Genomic DNA, 18760 nt, shown 5'->3' with positions numbered 1-18760 from the left:
TGTTCCACCCTCCCCAGGATAGTTATATTAACCAGTTCGTCCATAACCGCTTCGCCTGTCATCGGCAAGGCATGTCGACCCACTTGCAAAACGTGGTTCAGTCGCGGCGCACGGCCCCCAGCATCGTGTGCACGATGGCGTCACGGCGGCGCGCGATCACTTCCGGATTGGCCATGTCCAGCCCAAAGATCGTGCGGATCGTATAGCGGTTGGAAACGACATAGAAACACAGCGACGAAACCTGCAGATGCAGTTCCAACGGGTCCAGGCCGTCGCGGAACGTGCCTTCGGCCATCCCCTTGTCGATAATGGCCTGCATCGATGCCACCACACGGCGGTTGCGCTCGCTTATGCCCTCCACACCGCCCAGATGTTCGGCGTGGTGAATATTCTCGTTCATGACCAGTCGAACGAATTCGGGGTGGGCAAGGTGATAATCCAGCGTGTGTTCGACGTGGGCGCGCAGCGCTTCAAGCGCCGGCATTTCCTCGAAATGCCGGTCTGCCTCGGCTTCGCGGATGCCGCCATAGGATTGCTCCAGCACGGCGCGATAAAGCTCTTCCTTGCTGCCAAAGTAATAATAGATCATCCGCTTGGAACTGCGGGTCTTTTCGGCGATCTCGTCAATGCGCGCGCCGGCCAGCCCCTTGGCGGAAAATTCGGTGGCGGCCACGCGCAAAATATCAGCGCGCGTGGCATCTGCGTCATGCAGGCGGCCATTCTTGGCTGCAGCGTCGGTCACACGGGGGCACCTTTCGTGCAAGTTTACCCGTGGTTAGCTGCAAGTAACCGCCGCGCGCAAGAGCCTGTTCACCTGCGCTCGGTATCGATCTCTGCATAGGTTGCCGCTGGATAGCGCTCGCCGATCACCGCGCCGCCGGCAAAAATCGCCTCCGCCGCTGCCAGCAGGGCATCGTCCAGCGTCAGATCAGCCGCCGCCAGATTGTCGGTGGCATGGCGCAGCCTGGTCGTGCCGGGAATGGCGAGCACATGGCTGCCGCGCGCCAGCACCCAGCCCAGGCACAATTGCGCCGGCGTGCAACCGGCTTCGGCCGCCAGCAGCGCCAATTGCCCGGCCAGCCGCGCATTATGCTGCCGCGCCTCCCCCTGAAAGCGGGGCATGCCGGCCCGGATATCGCCGCGTTCGAAGGCGCTGTCCGCATCCACCGAGCCCGACAGAAATCCGCGGCCCAGCGGGCTGAACGCCACGAACGCGGCGCCAATATCGGCACATGCATCCAGCACACCCAGTTCCGCCTCGCGGCTCCACAGCGAATATTCACTCTGCACGGCCGCAATGGGGTGCACGGCGTGCGCGGCGCGCAACGTGGTGGCCGAAATTTCGGACAGGCCAATCATCCGCACCTTGCCGGCCTGCACCAGGGCGGCCATCGCCCCCACCGTCTCTTCGATCGGCACGGCAAAATCCCGGCGATGCAGATACAGCAGGTCAATCACATCGGTGTTCAGCCGCCGCAGCGAGGCCTCCACCGTGGCCGTGATGGTCGCCGGCCGGCCATCAATGACGCGTTTTCCGTCCACCCCGGCCATGCCGCATTTGCTGGCCAGCAGATATTCGCCGCGTCGCCCCGCCAACGTTTCGCCGATCAGCGTTTCGTTGCCGCCAAAGCCATACAGCGCGGCCGTATCCAGAAAATCATAACCGGCATCGAGCGCGGCGTGCAGCAACCGCGCCCCCTGCTCCCGGTCCGGCGGGGTGCCATAGGCGTGGGACAGGTTCATGCAGCCCAGCCCCACCGGGCGGACGCTGCGGCCAGCAATCGTGCGAACCATCATCCCAGTTGCTGCTCCAGTGCGTGCAGGGTGCGATAGCATGGCAGCACCTGCGCCACCGAAGCATTGGGCTCGCGGCCTTCGCGGATGGCCGCAACGAATTCCCGATCCTGCAATTCGATGCCGTTCATCGATACGTCCACACCGCTCACATCGATCCGTTCATCCTTGCCGGTGAACAGATCATCATACCGCGCCAGATAGGTACCGGTGGTGCCGATGTAGCGGAAAAACGTGCCCAATGGTCCGTCGTTGTTGAAACTGAGCGAGAGGGTGCAGATCGCGCCGCCCGCCGATTTCAGCTGGATGGACATATCCATGGCGATGCCGAGTTCCGGGTGCAGCGGCCCGGCCAGCACATTGGCCGCCACCACCGCTTCGCCGGTCTGATAGGCAAACAGATCAACCGTGTGGGCGGCGTGGTGCCACAACAGATGATCGGTCCAGCTGCGTGCTTGGCCCTTGGCATTCATGTTCTGGCGGCGAAAGAAATAGGTCTGCACGTCCATCTGCTGGATGGCGAATTCGCCCGCCGTGATGCGCTGGCGAACCCATTGGTGGCTGGGGTTAAATCGGCGGGTGTGACCCACCATGCAGACCAGCCCGGTCTGCTGCTGCATCGCGGCAACCGCTTCGGCATCGGCCAAGCTGTCGGCCAACGGGATTTCGACTTGCACATGCTTGCCTGCCGCCATGCACTGCAGCGCCTGCGCCGCATGCATCTGGGTGGGGGTGCACAGGATGACGGCATCGACATCGTCACGCGCCAGGCTGTCGGCCAGATCAGTGCAAGCGTGGCCGATGCCATATTTTGCTGCAATGTCCTGCGTCGGCTCCAGCCGCCGGCCCACCAGCGAGGTGACGCTAACACCGTCGATCAGTTTCAACGCATCCAGATGCTTTTCGCCAAAGGCGCCGGCACCGGCAAGCGCGATGCGAAGGGGTTTCACACTCATGTAACAGGCTCCAGAACGATATGGCCGACAGCGGTGTTCGATGCCGGCACGTGATAATGGCGGTGCAGCGCCCGCGTGGCGCGGCCCAGCGCGCCGCGCATGATCAGCCACATCACCATTTCAATGCCTTCGCTGCCGGTTTCGCGCAGATATTCGATGTGCGGAATACGGCGCAGATGGTCGCTGTCGCCCACCATCCCGTCCAGAAAGCGATTGTCCCATTCGCGGTTGATCAGGCCGGCGCGCGGGCCCTGAATCTGGTGGCTCATGCCGCCGGTGCCCCACACCTGCACGTTCAGATCTTCCGGGAAACTGGCCACGGCACGGGCAATCGCCTCGCCCAGCGCCCAGCAGCGGTTGCCCGATGGTGGCGGATAGGTGACGACGTTCACTGCCAGCGGAATCACCTTGGCCGGCCATTCCGGCAAAGCCCCGAAACAGGCGGACAATGGCACGGTCAGGCCGTGATCCACGTCCATCTCGTTGATGATCGTCATGTCGAATTCGTCCAGAATCAGGCTTTGGGCGATGTGCCATGCCAGTTCGGGGTGGCCGATCACATCGGGCACCGGCCGCGGCCCCCAGCCTTCGTCCGCCGGCTTGAACCGCTCGCCGCAGCCGATGGCAAAGGTCGGGATGATCTTCATGTCGAACGCCGACGCATGATCATTGTACACCAGAATGATCACGTCGGGCTTCGTCTGCGCCAGCCATTGGCGCGTCCAGTCATATCCGGCAAACACCGGCTGCCAATAGGGTTCATCGGTCTTGCCCAGATCCATGGCGACGCCGATCGCGGGCACATGGCTGGTGGCCAATCCGTTGGTGATGCGCGCCATGGTTCAGTTTCCTTCCCGGATCGACCGGACGCCCTGCGGGGAACGCCCACCGGCCAGCATCATCGCCTGATAATCCGCCACGCTCATCCCCGTCATCGTGCTCACGGCCTGGACGAAGGACAGGCCATCGGTGGAAAAAACCTTGGCCAAGAAATAGATGTTGCCGCCAAGATCCAGCAGCCGATTGTAATCGCGCTCCAGCACGGCTGCCCGTTGATCGTCGGTCAATGGCCAATCGGCCAGATAGGCGGCCTCATCGGCTTTCCAGCGCGCCCGGTTTTCGGGTTTCATCAGGCTCATGCAGAACTGGTTGAGATGATAGCCCTTGCGCGCCCGCGCCGCCGTGTAGACGCGGGTGCCGGGGATATCGTCAAATTCGGCCAGATACTGGTGAATATCCGTCATCACAGGCCGCGCTCCTTCAATTTCGCATCCAGGCGCGGGAACACCCGGCGGCTGTTGTGCTTGAATTTCGCGGCGCGCGCATCAGCGCTGATCGGCAGGGCATCAACATAGCGTTTGGTGTCGTCAAAATATTGCCCGGTCGTGGGATCGATGCCGCGCACCGCGCCCACCATTTCGCTGCCGAACAGGATGTTTTTCGGGTCGATCACCTCAGCCAGCAAATTCACCCCCGGCTGGTGATAGACGCAGGTGTCGAAAAACACGTTGTTCATCAGATGGCCTGACAGATCGGGCTTTTTCAACATGTCGGCCAGCCCGCGATAGCGTCCCCAATGATAGGGCACCGCGCCGCCGCCGTGCGGAATGATGAAACGCAAGGTGGGGAAACGGCTGAACAGATCGCCTTCCAGCAATTGCATGAACGCGATGGTATCGGCAGCGATGTAATAGGCGCCGGTGGCGTGCATTGCCGGATTGCAGCTGCCCGAAACATGGATCATGGCCGGCACGTCCAGTTCCACCATCGCCTCATAAAAGGGGAACCAGAACGGATCGGTGAGCGGCGGCGAACGGAAATGGCCGCCGCCGGGATCGGGATTGAGATTGCAGCCGATGAAGCCGAGTTCGGTAACGCAGCGTTTCAGTTCAGTGATGGCGCTGGCGAGATCGGCCTCTGGCGATTGCGGCAGCATGCAAACGCCGGCGAACACATCCGGATACAGGCCAACAACGCGCGCAATCAGATCATTGCAGGCCCGCGCCCACGGTACCGCCACCGATTGATCGCCAACATGCGGGGCCATGGCACTGGCGCGGGGCGAAAAGATCGTCATGTCCGCCCCGCGCTCGCGGATCAGGCGCAGTTGGTTCTTGTCGATGGTCTCCCGAATCTCATGGTCGCTGATCGCCGGATAGGGCGGGGTCGCCGTCCCAGCCTTGTGAGCGGCCTTTTGCGCCTCGCGCCAGGCATCATGCGCTGCCGGCGCCGTGGTGTAATGGCCGTGGCAATCGATTACCAATGGCTGCCTTGTCATGCGGGATTCCTTTTGTTGCCCAGCGCGTCATCGATCGCCGCCAGCCGTGTATCCGCATCCAGATCAGGGGCAATGCCCATGCGCCCCAACCGATCCTGCCAACCTTGCGTGCTGCTTGCCATCGCCGGCGGCACGCCAAGTGCCGACAGCGTGGCAGCCACCTCGGCCATTTCCTCCGCGCGGCGGCCGCCATGGCTGGTCATGCGTTCCAACCGATAGGCGATATCTGCCGGCCAGCCCGGCCCCAGTGACGCCAAGACTTCATCCAGCACGCCGGCGCGCCGTGCCGCCACCGCACATTCGGCTGCCAGCGCCTCCATGCCCTTTACCATCACCGAACGGATCATCTTGATGGCGCTGGCCTGCCCTGTCTGGCTGCCGACAATCTTCACATTGCTGAACCCCATCACCGCCAACGCCGCCGCTGCCGCCGACGCTTCCGGGCCAGACAGCAGCAGCGGGGTCGCGCGCCGGCCCGGATGCACGGGTGCCATCACCGCGACATCGATATGGTTGCCGCCGGCTGCCGCAATTGCCGCGGCGGCTGCCAATTTGGTGGCCGGGGCGACGCTGTTCATGTCCAGATACAATGCGCCCGGGGCCAGAAATGGCGCAGCCGATCGTGCGGACACCAAAGCTTGCCCGGCCGTCACCAGCGAAACCACGATGTCACCGCCGGTCACCGCCGGGCCCACGCCGTCTGCGCCCGTGACACGATTGGCAGCATAATCGGCCGCCTTTTGGGCCCGCTGGCTGGGATCATTGGTCTTGATGTCGAACACGGTCGCTGCCCAGGGCGCGCCATCGCCGGCAAAGGCCATGGCAGCCTCGCCAAAGCCAATCAGGCGCACATCAGTCAGACCGTCCATGGAGCGGCGATACCGGACGCTGCCACGTGGGCAAATAGGTTGTGACGTGCCGCTATTCGGAAAACGGAAGTGATGCAGCAGATGCCGGGCCTGCAACCTCTGCCAGCTCCGCCAGAAAGCGCCGTTGCACCGGGCTGGGCCGCCAGCCTTCACGCAGCACGACGCCAATGCGGCGGGGGATCAATGGCAGATCTGTTTCCAGCGCCACCAACAGCCCCGCATCAAGTTCGACCCGCACCTGATCGGGTGACAGCAAGGTGAGGCAATCACTGGCCGACAGCAGTTCGCGGATGGTCATTACCGAACCGCAGGCCACTGGTGCTGGCGGCGGCGCGGTCGCGAACAGCGCGTACCATTGCGCCGCCAAGGGGGAGCCTTCGCGCCCGATGATCCACGGATATTGTGCCAGATCTGGCGCTGTGCTGGCACGGCCCGCAAGCGGATGATCTGCTCTGGCGATCACGGCCAAACGATCCTCGATCAACGGCCATTGCACCAGATCCGGCGGTGACGGTTCGCGCAGTGCGCCAATCATCAAATCGATGGCGCCGTCTCGCAAAGGTTCCACCAGGTCGGTCCACGCGCCCTCCACCACATCAACCTTGATGCCGGGAAAGGCGGGCAGCACGCGGGCTAGCGCCGCCGGCAACAGGCGCGCCCGTGAAAGCGGCATGGCCCCCACCACCAGACGCACCGACGCGTCGGCAGGCAACAGCGACTCCAGCCCGGCCGCCAGTTCGGCGGCAGCCAGGCGAAACTGGCGTGCCAGCGCCCGCCCGGCGGCGGTAAGCGCCACGCCGCGCCCGCGTCGTTCTGCCATGGCCCAGCCGGCCAGTCGTTCCAGTTCGCCCACGGCCCGGTGCAGCGCCGGCTGCGAAAGGCCCAGTATCGCGGCAGCGGCAACATAACTGCCGGCATCGGCCAGCGTGATGAAGGCGCGCATCTGCGCCATCGAAAGATGGTTCACCGGGTTGAAACCGCGCCGGCCTGAACGCGCCAACGCCGTTGCCAGCCACTGTTCCGCTGCCGTGATGCGCTGCACCAGCACCGACCCGGCCGGAGTCGGCACCATGCCGCCGGGATGCCGATCGAACAGGCGCAACCCCAATCGGCGCTCCAGTTGCGCCAGACCCTGCGCCAGGGCCGGCTGGCTGATGCCGATACGCGTGGCCGCCGCGCTCATGCCACCAGCCGCCGCCACAATCGGCAGCGCGCGCACATGGCGCAGGTTCAGCTGATACAAAAGCTCCACCACCAGACTTAACCATGTCTTATGGGCAATGTGCAAATCCGTCTTTGCCGCCGCCACCAGTTGCGGCAGCCGGATCGCCAAAGCGGGGAGTCAGTCATGGCCGGAATTGTAGTTCAAAACATCGAACGGGCAGATGCCGCCGTTATGGACGGCCTTGCCGCCGCCGGTGTCGCCACCGTCCACGAAGCGCAGGGCCGCACCGGTCTGCTGGGCTCGCGCCTCCGGCCGATTTACCCCGGCAGTCGCATTGCCGGCAGTGCGGTCACCATCTCCGCCCCGCCGGGGGACAATTGGATGCTGCACGTTGCAATCGAACAATTGCAGGCTGGCGACATCCTGGTACTTGCGCCCACATCTCCTTGTGAAGACGGCTATTTTGGTGATCTGCTGGCCACCTCGGCGCAGGCCCGTGGTTGCCGGGGGCTCGTGATCGATGCCGGCGTGCGCGACGTTCGAGACCTGCAGGAAATGGGCTTTCCGGTGTGGTCGCGCGCCATTTTTGCCCAAGGCACGATCAAGGCCACCCTGGGCAGCGTCAACGTGCCGATCGTTTGTGCCGGCGCATTGATCCAGGCAGGCGATGTGATCGTCGCTGACGACGACGGCGTCTGCGTCGTCCCGCGCGCCGATGCCGCCGCTGTGCTGGTCAAGGCACAGGCGCGCGAAGCCGCAGAAGCCGGCAAGCGCGCCCGGTTGGCCGCCGGTGAACTCGGTCTCGATATCTATGCAATGCGCGACAAGCTTGCGGAGATGGGCCTGAAATATGTCTGACCCTGTGCCCTGCCTCTGGATGCGTGGCGGCACTTCCAAGGGCGGCTATTTTCTGGCTGCAGATCTGCCGGCCGATCCGGCTGCCCGCGATGCGCTGCTGCTGCGGGTGATGGGTTCGCCCGATCCGCGCCAGATCGACGGGATGGGCGGCGCCGATCCGCTCACGTCAAAGGTGGCGGTGGTGCGCCGGTCAGACAGGCCGGGCATCGATGTCGATTATCTGTTCCTGCAGGTGTTCGTTGATCAAGCCATCGTCAGCGATGGCCAAAATTGCGGCAACATTCTTGCCGGAGTTGGCCCGTTTGCCATTGAGCGCGGGCTGGTGGCAGCGAACGCAGACGTCACGCCGGTTGCGATCTTCATGGAAAATACCGGTCAGGTGGCCGTGGCGCAGGTGCAGACACCCGGCGGCCGCGTGACCTACAGCGGCGATGCTGCCATCGATGGCGTGCCCGGCACCGCCGCGCCCATCGCGTTGATGTTCCGCGACACCGCGGGCTCCACGTGCGGCGCGCTGCTGCCGACTGGCAATCTGGTCGATCACGTGGCCGGCACCAAGGTCACGCTGATCGACAACGGCATGCCCTGCATCATCATTCTGGCCGAAGATATGGGCATCACCGGTCACGAAAGCCGGGAAACGCTGGACACAGACACCGGACTGAAGACCCGGCTGGAAGCGATCCGGCTGGCAGCAGGGCCGTTGATGAACCTGGGTGACGTGACAGACAAATCGGTACCGAAAATGATGTTGGTGGCGCCGCCGGCGGCGGGGGGCAGTCTCGCTGTGCGCAGCTTCATCCCGCACCGCTGCCACGCCGGCATTGGTGTTCTGGGTGCTGTCAGTGTCGCTACGGCCGCATTGCTGCCAGGCAGTCCTGCTGCTGCCGTGGCCAATCTACCGCCCGGTTCGATCAAGACGATCGTGATCGAACATCCCACCGGGGTGACGGAGTGTATCGTCACCGTGGACGATGCAGGCCAAGTGGTGGAAGCTGGCATGTTGCGCACGGCAAGGCTGCTGATGGACGGAAAGGTGTTTGCATGAACGCACGGGTGAAAAGCTGGACCGACGCGCCGTCCGTGCCGCGCATTGTGCCACCGCCGGGCGCGGTGGATGCGCATTGCCACGTTTTCGGACCGATGGCGCAGTTTCCGTTCAGTGCAAAAGCCAAATATCTGCCTGAAGATGCCGGTCCTGAAATGTTGTTTGCGCTGCGCGACCGGCTGGGCTTGTCGCGCAATGTGATCGTGCAGGCCAGTTGCCACGGGACCGACAACGCCGCCACGCTGCACGCGATCGCCGCATCCGGCGGCCGTGCGCGCGGCGTGGCGGTGGTGGACCCAGACATTGGTGACAAGGAACTCGATGCTTTGCACGCCGGCGGTATCCGCGGCATCCGCTTCAATTTCCTCAAGCGCCTTGTTGATGATGCGCCCAAGGACAAGTTTCTCGCGGTGGCGCAGCGCATTGCACGACTGGGCTGGCATGTTGTCGTCTATTTTGAGGCGGATATTCTTGCCGAACTGCGCCCGTTTCTGGATGCGCTGCCGGTGCCCATCGTCATTGATCACATGGGCCGGCCAGATGTCAGGCAGGGGCCGCATGGCGCCGACATGACGGCACTGCGGGCGCTGCTCGACAGCCGCGACGACATCTGGGTGAAGGTGACCTGCCCTGACCGGCTCGATACGCAGCCCTGGGATGATTTCGCCCGCTCCGTGGCGCCGCTGGTGGCGGATTATCCGGCCCGCGTTCTGTGGGGCACTGATTGGCCGCATCCAAATATGGAACAGGCCATTCCCGACGACGGCGCGCTTGTTGACATGATCCCCCGCATTGCCCCGACGCCTGCCCTGCAACAGTCTCTGCTGGTCGACAATCCCATGCAGCTTTACTGGCCGAACGAAGACGTTTGAGCAGTCGCCGAGGCGCCAGCGTCAGGTCCCTGCGGATCACTCCAACGTCTGCGGACATTCGAGGTTTGCGGACAGGCGGCATTGCACGATGGTGATGATCGTCGTTGTCCTTATACTGCGTGATCAGCGCGTGATCAGGGGCCACAGATGGAACAGCGGGAGGTAAACTGGCAGGCCTTGCCGGATGGCGCGATCCTGTTGCTGGTCGTGCTCGCTTATGTTGGGTTGCTGCTGGTCCTGGCGAGGGCCGCGGATCGCAGCGAGCCCGCACCCGGGCGCAATCTGTGGCGCGGATTGGGCTATGCTCTGTCCCTCAGCGTGCTGTGCACATCCTGGACATATTTTGGCGCAATCGGCAGCGCCATACGCGGCAGCTGGGAATATCTGCCCAATACCCTGGGCCCCATCATCGCACTCACCTTGCTGTTTCCACTATGGCGCAAGATCGCCGCGGTTGCCCGCCGCGAGAATGTCAATTCGGTCGCGGATTTCATCTCGTCCCGATATGGCAAGGATCGTGCGCTCGGCGCCTTGATTGCTTGCGTGTCGATGATAGGTGCCCTGCCCTACATGGCGCTGCAACTGGTGGCGCTTACGCATGCCGCCGGAATCGTGGTTGCATCGCCGGCGCCAGCGCTTACCGCGCCGTTTATCGTGGCCGTTCTGGCAGGGCTTGCCATGCTGTTCGGCGCACGGCGGCCGTCGCTCACCCAGCATAATCGCGGCCTGACGCGGGTGGTCGCGATCGAATCGCTGGTGAAGATCGCGGCGCTGATCACGGTGGCAACCATGGCGCTGGTGATGATCGGCAGCAGCGGAAAGCCGATCGTTTTTGGCGGACTGGCGCAATGGCCGGCAATCGGCCCCAGTTTCATGATCGCCACCATCTTGTGCACCGTCACCATGTTCAGCCTGCCACGCGTGTTCCATGTCGGCTTCGTCACGCTTGAGGACATGACCGATCTGAGATCCGGGCGCTGGATCTTCCCAGCCTATATGCTGCTGTGGGCGGCGGCCATTGTGCCGATTGCAGTTGCCGGAAAATCCCTGGGCATGGGCGATGCCGATATGGCAGTTTTGCGGCTGCCGATAGCGTTCGGCGACCCGTTGATCGTTACCATCGCTTTTCTGGGCGGATTCTCGGCAGGTGCCGCAATGGTCATGGTTGAGGTGATTGCCCTGTCGGCAATGATCACCAACGAATTGATCCTCCCTTGGCTGACGCGGCTGCGGCCAGGCCTGCGCAGCGAACGCAACATCGGCGATTTCATCGTTGCGGTGCGGCGCGCGGCGATCGTGGTGATCCTGATGCTGGCCTATTTCTATTTCCTGGCAATGCCTGCTGATACCGATCTGCCGCGATTGGGTTTCACATCGTTGGCAGCGTCGGCGCAGATCGTGCCGGGCCTGATCGGTGCGGTGCTCTGGCGGCGCGGGCACGCAGCCGGCGCGTTCTGGGGCATAATATGCGGCATGGCGATCTGGGGCTGGGGCGTCGTGCTGCCGCAAATGGGTGGCCCAGGCTTGCCGGGGGGCTGGCCGCCAATGCCCGATCCCTTCGATCTGGCGGTCTGCGCGTCATTGCTGGCCAATCTGCTGATCTATGTCGCGGTGTCTCTGCGCTGCCAACCCAGCCTGATCGATGCCATTCAGGCTGATGCATTTATGCGCGGGGCAACGCCGGCCGCAGCCAACGAACCCCGGGGTCTCGAACTGACCGTGGGAGATTTGCGACGACTGCTGCACCATTTCCTTGGATCTACCGACGCAGCGCAGGGGCTTGCCGATTTTGTGCGGGATCAGGGTCGGCCCCTGAACGATGATCAGCCAGTCACCCCGATGATGGCGCGGATCGCCGAACGCATGCTGGCCGGCGCGATCGGTGCATCATCAGCGCGCAACGTCATCGGGCTGGCGCTGGCAGGGCAGCGCGGCGCGGCCGCCGATGTAAATCATTTCCTCGATGAAGCGGCGCAGGCTGTGCAGTTCAGTCGAGATATCGTCCATGCCGCGCTGAACGGCATCGATCATGGCATCAGCGTGGTGGATAGCGATCTGAAGCTGGTGGCGTGGAACGCACGCTATCTGCAATTGTTCAATTTTCCGCCCGGCGAGGTGTATGTCGGCCGGCCGCTGGTTGAACTGATTGCCTTGTCGGCATCGATCGAAGGGCTGGGCCCGCGAGAACAGGCGATGATGGTGTCGGAACGAATGGGCGGGATGCAGCAGCGTGAGGGGCGCACCTTTGAAACTCGCTGGTCCGGCGGTCGCACGCTGCGCATCGTCGGCAAGCCGCTTGCGGGCGGCGAGTATATCACCAGTTTTTCCGACGTGACCGAGGTGCGGACTGCCGAACGCACGATGCAGTCCATCAACGAGGAACTTGAACAGCGCGTGCAAGCGCGAACGGCGGAATTGACTCTGGCCAACCAGGCGCTGGCCCACGCAAACGAAATCGCAGAGCGGGTGGTGACATCACAGAACCGTTTCGTCGCCGCTGCCAGTCACGATCTGCTGCAACCGCTGCACGCCGCCCGGCTCTATCTGGCTACTGGCCTTGATGATGCCGCACCGGGCACCGGGCTGCACACCATCATCAGCCGGGCCGATCTGTCCATTCAGGCGGCCGATCGGCTGCTCAATGCGCTGCTCAACCTGTCGCGCATCGAAATCGGCGGCGAAACGCCGGAAATCGTCCCGGTGGCGATTGATGATCTACTGATCACGCTGAAGGGCGAGTTCGAACCGCTGGCTGCCGCCAAAGGCCTGCGGCTGCACGTATCGTGCGGGCCGCATTGGGTGGCGAGCAACCCTGATCTGCTGCGTTCGGTGCTGCAGAACCTGATGGGCAACGCCGTCCGCTACACGTTGGCGGGCAGCATCCTGCTGTGCGTGCGCCGCGAAGGCGATGGGTTGCGGATCGAAGTTCGTGATTCCGGCCCCGGCGTGCCCGACGAGGCCAAGGACATCGTGTTCCGCGAATATACAAGGCTCGAACAAACCCGCACCGCCGGTCACGGCGCCGGGCTGGGCCTGGCGATCGCCCAGCGCATCTGCCTGGCGCTGGGGCATCGCCTGTCGCTGCAAAGCTGGCAAGGGCGAGGCAGCGTGTTTTCGGTACTGGTGCAACAGGCCGCGCCGCCGTCGCTGGCGCGTGATGCATCGGCACCGGGCACGACATTGCACGGCCTGCGCGTGCTTTGCGTGGATGATGAGCCTGATGTGCTGGCCGCCCAGACCCTGCTGCTGCGTCGTTGGGGCGTCGTGGTCACCGAAGCCGGCACCGCAGAAGCCGCGCTGGCGCTGGCCGGCGATTTCGATGCGTTGCTTGCCGATCTGCATCTGGGCACCGGGATGAATGGCGCAAGTCTGATAACAGGGTTGCAAAGCCGGATCGCGGTGCGAATTCTGCTAACATCGGACGTGACCGATCAGGGCCGGCGGCTGGCCGATGAACTGGGCGTCAATCTGCTGCGCAAGCCGCTGGGCGCCGGCGGGTTGCGCGCTGTGCTGATGGAGGCCGCGCGCTGCCGTGACGCACAGTCAGTCGCCGTATGATCGACGATCCGCACGCCGTTCCTGCAGCACCATGATCGCCTGGGTGCGATTGCTCACCCCAAGCTTGCGGAACGCAGCGGTCATGTGCGCCTTCACGGTAAATTCGGTAACGCCGATCTCGAAGGCAATCTGCTTGTTGAGCAGCCCGCGTTCGAGACATGAAACAATCTTCATCTGCGCCGGCGTCAGATCGGCAAGCAGACTTTCAGGGTTTGCCAAGGCCTCATGGCGGGCTGGCAGCCAGATCTCCCCGTCCAGCACAGCCGCAATGGCGGCGCGGATATCTTTGAGCGGCGTCGATTTGGGAATGAAGGCCGAAGCGCCCAGAGCGATGGCGCGATCAATCATCGCCTGATCGCGCAGCGCCGTGATAATGGCAATCGGGACGGCCGGATATTTGTCGCGCAGGATGCGGATGCCAGTGAAACCGCTGCAATCGGGTAGATGCAGATCCAGCAGGATCAGATCAGCATCGGGATCGGCCTTCAGCGCATCAAGCAAGGCCGCCAGGGACTCGACCTCTTCAACCATGGTGCCGGGACGCACGGAGGCCGCGACTTCGCCGATGGCCTTGCATACCAGCGGATGATCATCGGCCAGCACGACGCGCAGCGGACGGTCTGCCGTGCGTACCGCCGGCCGATCTTGGCTCACCGCCTCGTCCATCGGATCTCCCCACAGAAGCACACGCCGTTTCAGCGCTTTGTGCCAGCATACGCCAACCGCCCAAGTGCGCAAGCACGCCGGATGCCGGTCTTGCAGCTTACACCTTGGTCTAAAAGGCGCGTCGCCATTGATTGCTGTAGCGTGCCGCCATAGCCTGAACGTACGAGTTCGGACATGCTTGCCAGGGAACGTCCTCGACAAAAGGGCTACCGGTTGGCGGGGTGGGAGGCAGGAAATTTGACGGGCGGGCGCGACAGCGGCTTAGGACACACACGGCGCCAGGCGATTGCGCTGCTGGCAGCCTCTGTGGCCGCGCTGCCGGCGCGCCGTGCGGCCGCCGATCAGCCGGCCATCTCCAGCACGTTGAGAAAAGCCCCGCAACTCGCGCTGGTGTCGCGTCACCTCCAATGGACAAGCGCCGATCTTGGACTGGAGGTCGCGCGGCGCGCCGGGTTCCCGGCCATCATCTGGACCGTCCGGCGCGGCGCCCATGTCGATCCCGCCGCGGTGCGCACGGAATTGCCGCGCATCATCAAGGCCACGCAGGCGGCCGGGCTGGCCACGCCGATGGTCATCACCGGCATCGCCGATGCACAGTCCGAAGGCGTAGAGGCCACGCTGGACACGTTGCAGAAGCTGGGCATCCGGCTCTATCGCGCCGCAGCGCCGCGGTATCGCTATGACGCGCCGTTTCAGCCGCAATATGATGATTTCCGCCGCAAGCTCGAGCGCCTGGCAAAGCTGAACGAGGCCTATGGCGTCACCGCCGCATTCCACACCCACGCTTATGCCGACTCGATCGGCGGCAGCGCCTGGGACTTGTGGATGCTGATGCGCGATATCGATCCGCGGTTCATCGGCCTGAATTACGATATCGGCCATGTCATGGCCAAGGGCGGCACCGGCTGGCGCGAAAGCATCCGGGCGCTGGGGCCCTATCTGCATTCGGTTTCGGTCAAGGATTTCCGCTGGGAGAAGCTGGACAATGTGCCGGCTGGCCAATGGCCGTGGCGCACAAGGCTGGTGCCACCGGGCGAAGGCATGGTCAATTTCGGCGATTTCTTCCGCTATTTGCAGACCAGCGGCTTCGGCGGCCCACTGGAGACTTATTATGAATATCTGGTGCAGGTGCCCGGGGTAGCCCAACCCTTCGACATGCTCGGCACCGATGTCGGCAAATGGCAGCTGACGATTCCCGAGGCCGCCTTCATCGCGCTGCTGCAACGCGACGTGCAATTCTATCAACGGCTGTGGACGGCGGCACTGACCACACCGCCACCGCCGCCCTTCTCGGTCAAGGCGGACTGACATGCCGCGCCCACCATTTTCCGGAGCCACGCCGATGCCCCGCCGACTTGCCGTGTTGATTGCTGCGGCACTGGCCGGTTCTGCCGCCAATGCCCAGCCTGCCGCCCCGCCAGCAAGCCCGCAGGGCGGCCCCGGCGGCCTGTGCAACGCGCCCTGCGATCCTTATCCGGACGTGAAAAAGCTGCTGATCGTTGCCGATGTGCAATCGGGCTATCATCACAACAGCATCAACCACACGATGGCGGTGCTGGAACAGCTTGGCCGCAAGGCCGGCGTCTATGTGACCTTCCTGCGCACCGACAGCCAGATGATCACCAAGGGACCAATCACCGTCACCAGTGCGCGCTATGCCCGCGGCAACACCAACATCCGCAATCTGAACTATTTCGACGCGGTGATGATCCTAGGCAGCGGCGAAGGCACGATGTCGGAAGCGCAAAAGGCCGATCTGCTGTCGTTCGTGCGGGAGGATGGCAAGGGCCTGATTGTCGGCCATGCCCAGGGCATCAATTTCTACAACTGGCCGGAATGGGGCGTGATGATCGGTGGCATGATGGCCAGCGAATATCCGGCCACTGGCATGTACGCAAAGGTGAAGGATTCTGCCTGGCGGTCGGCCGCCGCGTTCGGACGCAAGAGCTTCCTGTGGAAAGATCAGTGGCCGGTCCTGACGCCGGTGTTCAAGCGCGGCGATGTGCACACTATCATCGAACTGGATGCCGGCAGAATGACCCCCGAACAGGTGAAACGCGCCGGCCGCAGCGACGGCTATTTCCCGATCGTGTGGGCAAAATCCTATGGCAAGGGCCGGGTGTTCAACATGACCGGCGGGCACAACGATGCGCTGCTCGACGACCCCAAAACGCAGGCGCTCTACCTTGAAGGCATCAAGTGGGCGCTCGGCCTTGTCGATCACGATGTGACGCCAGACCAATGATCACCAATCGCAATACGCAGCAAAGTGGATTCATGATGCAACGCACCGACCGCACGATCAGCTTGATTGCCGCCGGCTTTCTGGGCACCGCCGGGTTGATCGCCCTGACCGCGACCTCGGCACAGTCGCAGGCCCCCGCCAACGCGCTTACGCTGCCCGAGGGGCCGGGCCGCGACCTGGTGGCGCAGAATTGCGCGCAATGCCATCCGATCGGACTGGCGCTCGGCAAGCGGCGCACGCCGGCGGAATGGAACGCGCAACTGCTCAACATGGTCGCGCGCGGCGCGCAGCTCGATGATGGCCAGCTCAAGCTGGCGCAGCAGTATCTTGCGGCCCATTTTGCCCCTGCCCCTGCGAGCGGTGCCGCCGTGCAGGCCGCAGCCGCCCAGCCGACAGTGCCCGCACGAAACTACCCGCGGCCCAGCGGTCCCAGCCAGTGGCCGGCCTATGGCGGCGGCAACGCCAATCAGAATTTCTCGCCACTCACCCAGGTGACCCCGGCCAATGTCGCGAAGCTGACGCCGGCATGGACCTATCATTATGGCGCCGGCATCGTTCCCCAGGGCGATCAGGGCCTCGATTACCGTTTCGAAGTCACCCCGCTGATCGTGGGTGGCATCATGTATTTCTCCACCCCCTCATCGCCTGCGTCACCCAACCTGAAGGCGTCGATCACGGCGCTGCGCCCGGAAACCGGCGAGCTGATCTGGAAATACGACAGCCCCCTGAATATCCACGGCCGCGGCATTGCCTATTGGCCCGGCGACGCGGAAACCGCGCCGCGCATCATCTTTGCCACCGATGGCGGCCTGATCATGGCGGTGGATGTCACCACCGGCCGGCTGGCGCCGGGCTTTGGCTGGGGCGGGCAGATCGATGCCTATGTCGGCGTCGCCTCCGAAGTGGTTGGTGAAAGCCGCCGCTCGAGCTTCACAATTCCCAATCCGGTGACCATCCACAAGAATTTGTTCATCACCGGCAGCCGTCCCGGCGAAGATGGTCCTCCCGGTCCGCGTGGCGACATCCGCGCCTTCGATGTGCGGACGGGCCGCAAGGTGTGGGAATTCCACACCATCCCGCACCCCGGTGAACCCGGTAGTGATCAATGGCCGGGCACAAGCTGGCGTGATGTGACCGGCGCCAACGTGTGGTCGACGATGAGCGTCGATGACGAGCGCGGCATTGTCTATGCCAGCACCGGCGACGCCAACGTCCCCGCGGCCATCGGCGGGTCACAGCCCTATGCCAGCTCGCTGCTGGCGCTTGATGCCGCCACCGGCAAATTGCTGTGGAGCCGGCAGATCACCCACCAGGACGTGTGGGACTGGGATGCGCCCACCCCGATGGTGCTGATGGATCATGTGCAGGACGGCAAGACCATTCCGGCGGTGCTGATGACCGGCAAGCATGGCCTGGTATTTCTGTTCAACCGCGTCACCGGCGAGCCGCTGAACGGCGTTGCCGAACGCCCGACGCCGCAACTGGCCAAACCTGATCCTTCGATCTGGCCAACACAACCGTTCCCCGAATGGCCCGAACCGATCGCCCGCACCCAGATGACACGCGATGAAATCCCCGATCTGGTGCCCGGCATGAAGGCCGCCTGCCAGGCGACCTGGGATCAATACAAGACCGTCAGCGGCCCGTTGTACACGCCGCGCCGCCACCCCGATCACGCGGTCGTCACCTATCCCAGCTCGGTCGGCGGGCCGAACTGGGGCGGCGGCGCCTATGATCCGCGCACCGGGCTTTATTACATCTCCATCCAGAACCGGGTGACCTTCTCGCTGCCGTCCGATGCACCGCAGGGCATGGGGCACCTGACACCGCCGGCGCCCGGCACGCCGGGCGCCAACGCGCCGCCACGGCCGCGCGGGCCCAGGGGTGGTCGCAACCAGCCGTTCACCTTCACCACGCCCGACAATATCACGCTGTCGTGCGGCGCACTGCCGTGGGGGGAAATGGTTGCTGTCGACATGAAGGCGAAGAAGATCGCCTGGCGGGTGCCGCTTGGCACCACCGAAGGTATCGGCCCCAAAGGGTTGACCACGGGCAGCAGCAATATCGGCGGCACGCTCACCACGGCTGGCGGATTGGTGTTCGTCGGCGCCACCAACGATCGCCGGCTGCGCGCGCTTGATGCCAAAACGGGCCGCAAGCTGTGGGAAACCACGCTGGATGCCAGCGCGGCCGCCACGCCGATCAGCTACCTGGGCAGCGACGGCAAGCAATATGTCGTGGTGGCGGCCGGCGGCGGCACGTCGGTCGGCCAGAAACAGATGGCCGACACGCTGGTCACCTTCAAACTGCCCTGACGACGGGATGATGCCGGCAACTGTGGCCGGCCGGCATCACCTGGCTTGTGTACGAACCTGTTACACCATCGTCTAGATGAGTTGCCTGCGCTTGGCTGCTAACTTGCCGCGACAAGGTGTGCACAGACGCGCCGCG

At 63.9% G+C, this 18760-nt stretch carries 16 protein-coding genes; 7 read left to right on the top strand and 9 right to left on the bottom strand.

Going from position 1 to position 18760, the window contains the following annotated elements:
- Positions 1-97: 97 nt before the first annotated feature.
- The 8 genes from RT662_RS04330 to RT662_RS04295 form a co-directional block, all read right to left on the bottom strand.
- A complete protein-coding gene (locus RT662_RS04330; RefSeq protein ID WP_313669459.1) occupies positions 98-742 on the bottom strand; it encodes a TetR family transcriptional regulator in 645 nt (214 codons plus the stop codon).
- A 68-nt stretch (positions 743-810) separates the two neighbouring features.
- Entirely contained in the window at positions 811-1797 is a 987-nt protein-coding gene (locus RT662_RS04325; protein ID WP_409530135.1) for an aldo/keto reductase, read from the bottom strand.
- Positions 1794-2750, bottom strand: coding sequence for a Gfo/Idh/MocA family oxidoreductase (locus RT662_RS04320; protein ID WP_313669457.1), 957 nt, complete (start codon positions 2748-2750; stop codon positions 1794-1796). Before RT662_RS04320 ends, RT662_RS04325 begins: the two co-directional genes overlap by 4 nt.
- Positions 2747-3589, bottom strand: coding sequence for a class III extradiol dioxygenase subunit beta (locus tag RT662_RS04315; protein ID WP_313669456.1), 843 nt, complete (start codon positions 3587-3589; stop codon positions 2747-2749). The genes RT662_RS04320 and RT662_RS04315 overlap by 4 nt, the downstream gene beginning before the upstream one ends.
- A gap of 3 nt (positions 3590-3592) precedes the next feature.
- Positions 3593-3994: a protocatechuate 4,5-dioxygenase subunit alpha gene (ligA, locus tag RT662_RS04310; protein ID WP_313669455.1), complete on the bottom strand. Its 402-nt coding sequence runs from the start codon at positions 3992-3994 to the stop codon at positions 3593-3595.
- Positions 3994-5028, bottom strand: coding sequence for an amidohydrolase family protein (locus tag RT662_RS04305; protein WP_313669454.1), 1035 nt, complete (start codon positions 5026-5028; stop codon positions 3994-3996). Before RT662_RS04305 ends, ligA begins: the two co-directional genes overlap by 1 nt.
- Positions 5025-5897, bottom strand: coding sequence for a DUF1932 domain-containing protein (locus tag RT662_RS04300; protein ID WP_313669453.1), 873 nt, complete (start codon positions 5895-5897; stop codon positions 5025-5027). Before RT662_RS04300 ends, RT662_RS04305 begins: the two co-directional genes overlap by 4 nt.
- A gap of 52 nt (positions 5898-5949) precedes the next feature.
- Positions 5950-7149 (bottom strand): LysR substrate-binding domain-containing protein, encoded by a 1200-nt coding sequence (locus RT662_RS04295; protein ID WP_313669452.1) that lies wholly within the window; start codon positions 7147-7149, stop codon positions 5950-5952.
- A gap of 96 nt (positions 7150-7245) precedes the next feature.
- On the opposite strand from RT662_RS04295, the gene ligK reads away from it, so the two are divergent.
- The 4 genes from ligK to RT662_RS04275 all read left to right on the top strand — a co-directional run bounded on the left by ligK (position 7246) and on the right by RT662_RS04275 (position 13398).
- Positions 7246-7920 carry a 4-carboxy-4-hydroxy-2-oxoadipate aldolase/oxaloacetate decarboxylase gene (ligK, locus tag RT662_RS04290; RefSeq protein WP_313669450.1) on the top strand — a complete coding sequence of 225 codons (675 nt, stop codon included), beginning with the start codon at positions 7246-7248 and terminating at the stop codon, positions 7918-7920.
- Positions 7913-8968: a 4-oxalomesaconate tautomerase gene (locus RT662_RS04285; protein WP_313669448.1), complete on the top strand. Its 1056-nt coding sequence runs from the start codon at positions 7913-7915 to the stop codon at positions 8966-8968. Before ligK ends, RT662_RS04285 begins: the two co-directional genes overlap by 8 nt.
- Positions 8965-9840, top strand: coding sequence for an amidohydrolase family protein (locus RT662_RS04280; RefSeq protein WP_313669446.1), 876 nt, complete (start codon positions 8965-8967; stop codon positions 9838-9840). Before RT662_RS04285 ends, RT662_RS04280 begins: the two co-directional genes overlap by 4 nt.
- Positions 9841-9987: 147 nt before the next feature.
- A complete protein-coding gene (locus RT662_RS04275; protein ID WP_313669445.1) occupies positions 9988-13398 on the top strand; it encodes a PAS-domain containing protein in 3411 nt (1136 codons plus the stop codon).
- Here RT662_RS04275 and RT662_RS04270 read toward each other — a convergent pair.
- The gene (locus RT662_RS04270; protein WP_313669443.1) at positions 13384-14085 is read right to left on the bottom strand and encodes a response regulator transcription factor; all 702 of its coding nucleotides are present in this window, start codon (positions 14083-14085) and stop codon (positions 13384-13386) included. The genes RT662_RS04275 and RT662_RS04270 overlap by 15 nt on opposite strands.
- Before the next feature lie 285 nt (positions 14086-14370).
- On the opposite strand from RT662_RS04270, the gene RT662_RS04265 reads away from it, so the two are divergent.
- From RT662_RS04265 to RT662_RS04255, 3 genes are read left to right on the top strand one after another with little or no spacing between them, the layout of a single operon-like run.
- Positions 14371-15372, top strand: coding sequence for a sugar phosphate isomerase/epimerase family protein (locus RT662_RS04265; protein ID WP_313669442.1), 1002 nt, complete (start codon positions 14371-14373; stop codon positions 15370-15372).
- A gap of 52 nt (positions 15373-15424) precedes the next feature.
- Positions 15425-16309, top strand: coding sequence for a ThuA domain-containing protein (locus RT662_RS04260; RefSeq protein WP_313669440.1), 885 nt, complete (start codon positions 15425-15427; stop codon positions 16307-16309).
- Between the two features lie 32 nt (positions 16310-16341).
- Positions 16342-18624, top strand: a complete 2283-nt coding sequence (locus RT662_RS04255; protein ID WP_313669438.1) for a PQQ-binding-like beta-propeller repeat protein — start codon at positions 16342-16344, stop codon at positions 18622-18624.
- Positions 18625-18760: the final 136 nt, after the last annotated feature.

The organism is Sandarakinorhabdus sp. (assembly GCF_032115815.1).
Taxonomy (GTDB): Bacteria; Pseudomonadota; Alphaproteobacteria; order Sphingomonadales; family Sphingomonadaceae; genus Sandarakinorhabdus.
This window is presented reverse-complemented; position numbering and strand designations above follow the sequence as displayed.

Coding starts and splice junctions, on each gene's coding strand:
- RT662_RS04325 (WP_409530135.1), bottom strand. CDS start 1,797: ATGATGGTTCGCACGATTGCTGGCCGCAGCGTCCGCCCGGTGGGGCTG.
- RT662_RS04320 (WP_313669457.1), bottom strand. CDS start 2,750: ATGAGTGTGAAACCCCTTCGCATCGCGCTTGCCGGTGCCGGCGCCTTT.
- RT662_RS04315 (WP_313669456.1), bottom strand. CDS start 3,589: ATGGCGCGCATCACCAACGGATTGGCCACCAGCCATGTGCCCGCGATC.
- ligA (WP_313669455.1), bottom strand. CDS start 3,994: ATGACGGATATTCACCAGTATCTGGCCGAATTTGACGATATCCCCGGC.
- RT662_RS04305 (WP_313669454.1), bottom strand. CDS start 5,028: ATGACAAGGCAGCCATTGGTAATCGATTGCCACGGCCATTACACCACG.
- RT662_RS04300 (WP_313669453.1), bottom strand. CDS start 5,897: ATGGACGGTCTGACTGATGTGCGCCTGATTGGCTTTGGCGAGGCTGCC.
- ligK (WP_313669450.1), top strand. CDS start 7,246: ATGGCCGGAATTGTAGTTCAAAACATCGAACGGGCAGATGCCGCCGTT.
- RT662_RS04285 (WP_313669448.1), top strand. CDS start 7,913: ATGTCTGACCCTGTGCCCTGCCTCTGGATGCGTGGCGGCACTTCCAAG.
- RT662_RS04280 (WP_313669446.1), top strand. CDS start 8,965: ATGAACGCACGGGTGAAAAGCTGGACCGACGCGCCGTCCGTGCCGCGC.
- RT662_RS04275 (WP_313669445.1), top strand. CDS start 9,988: ATGGAACAGCGGGAGGTAAACTGGCAGGCCTTGCCGGATGGCGCGATC.
- RT662_RS04255 (WP_313669438.1), top strand. CDS start 16,342: ATGATGCAACGCACCGACCGCACGATCAGCTTGATTGCCGCCGGCTTT.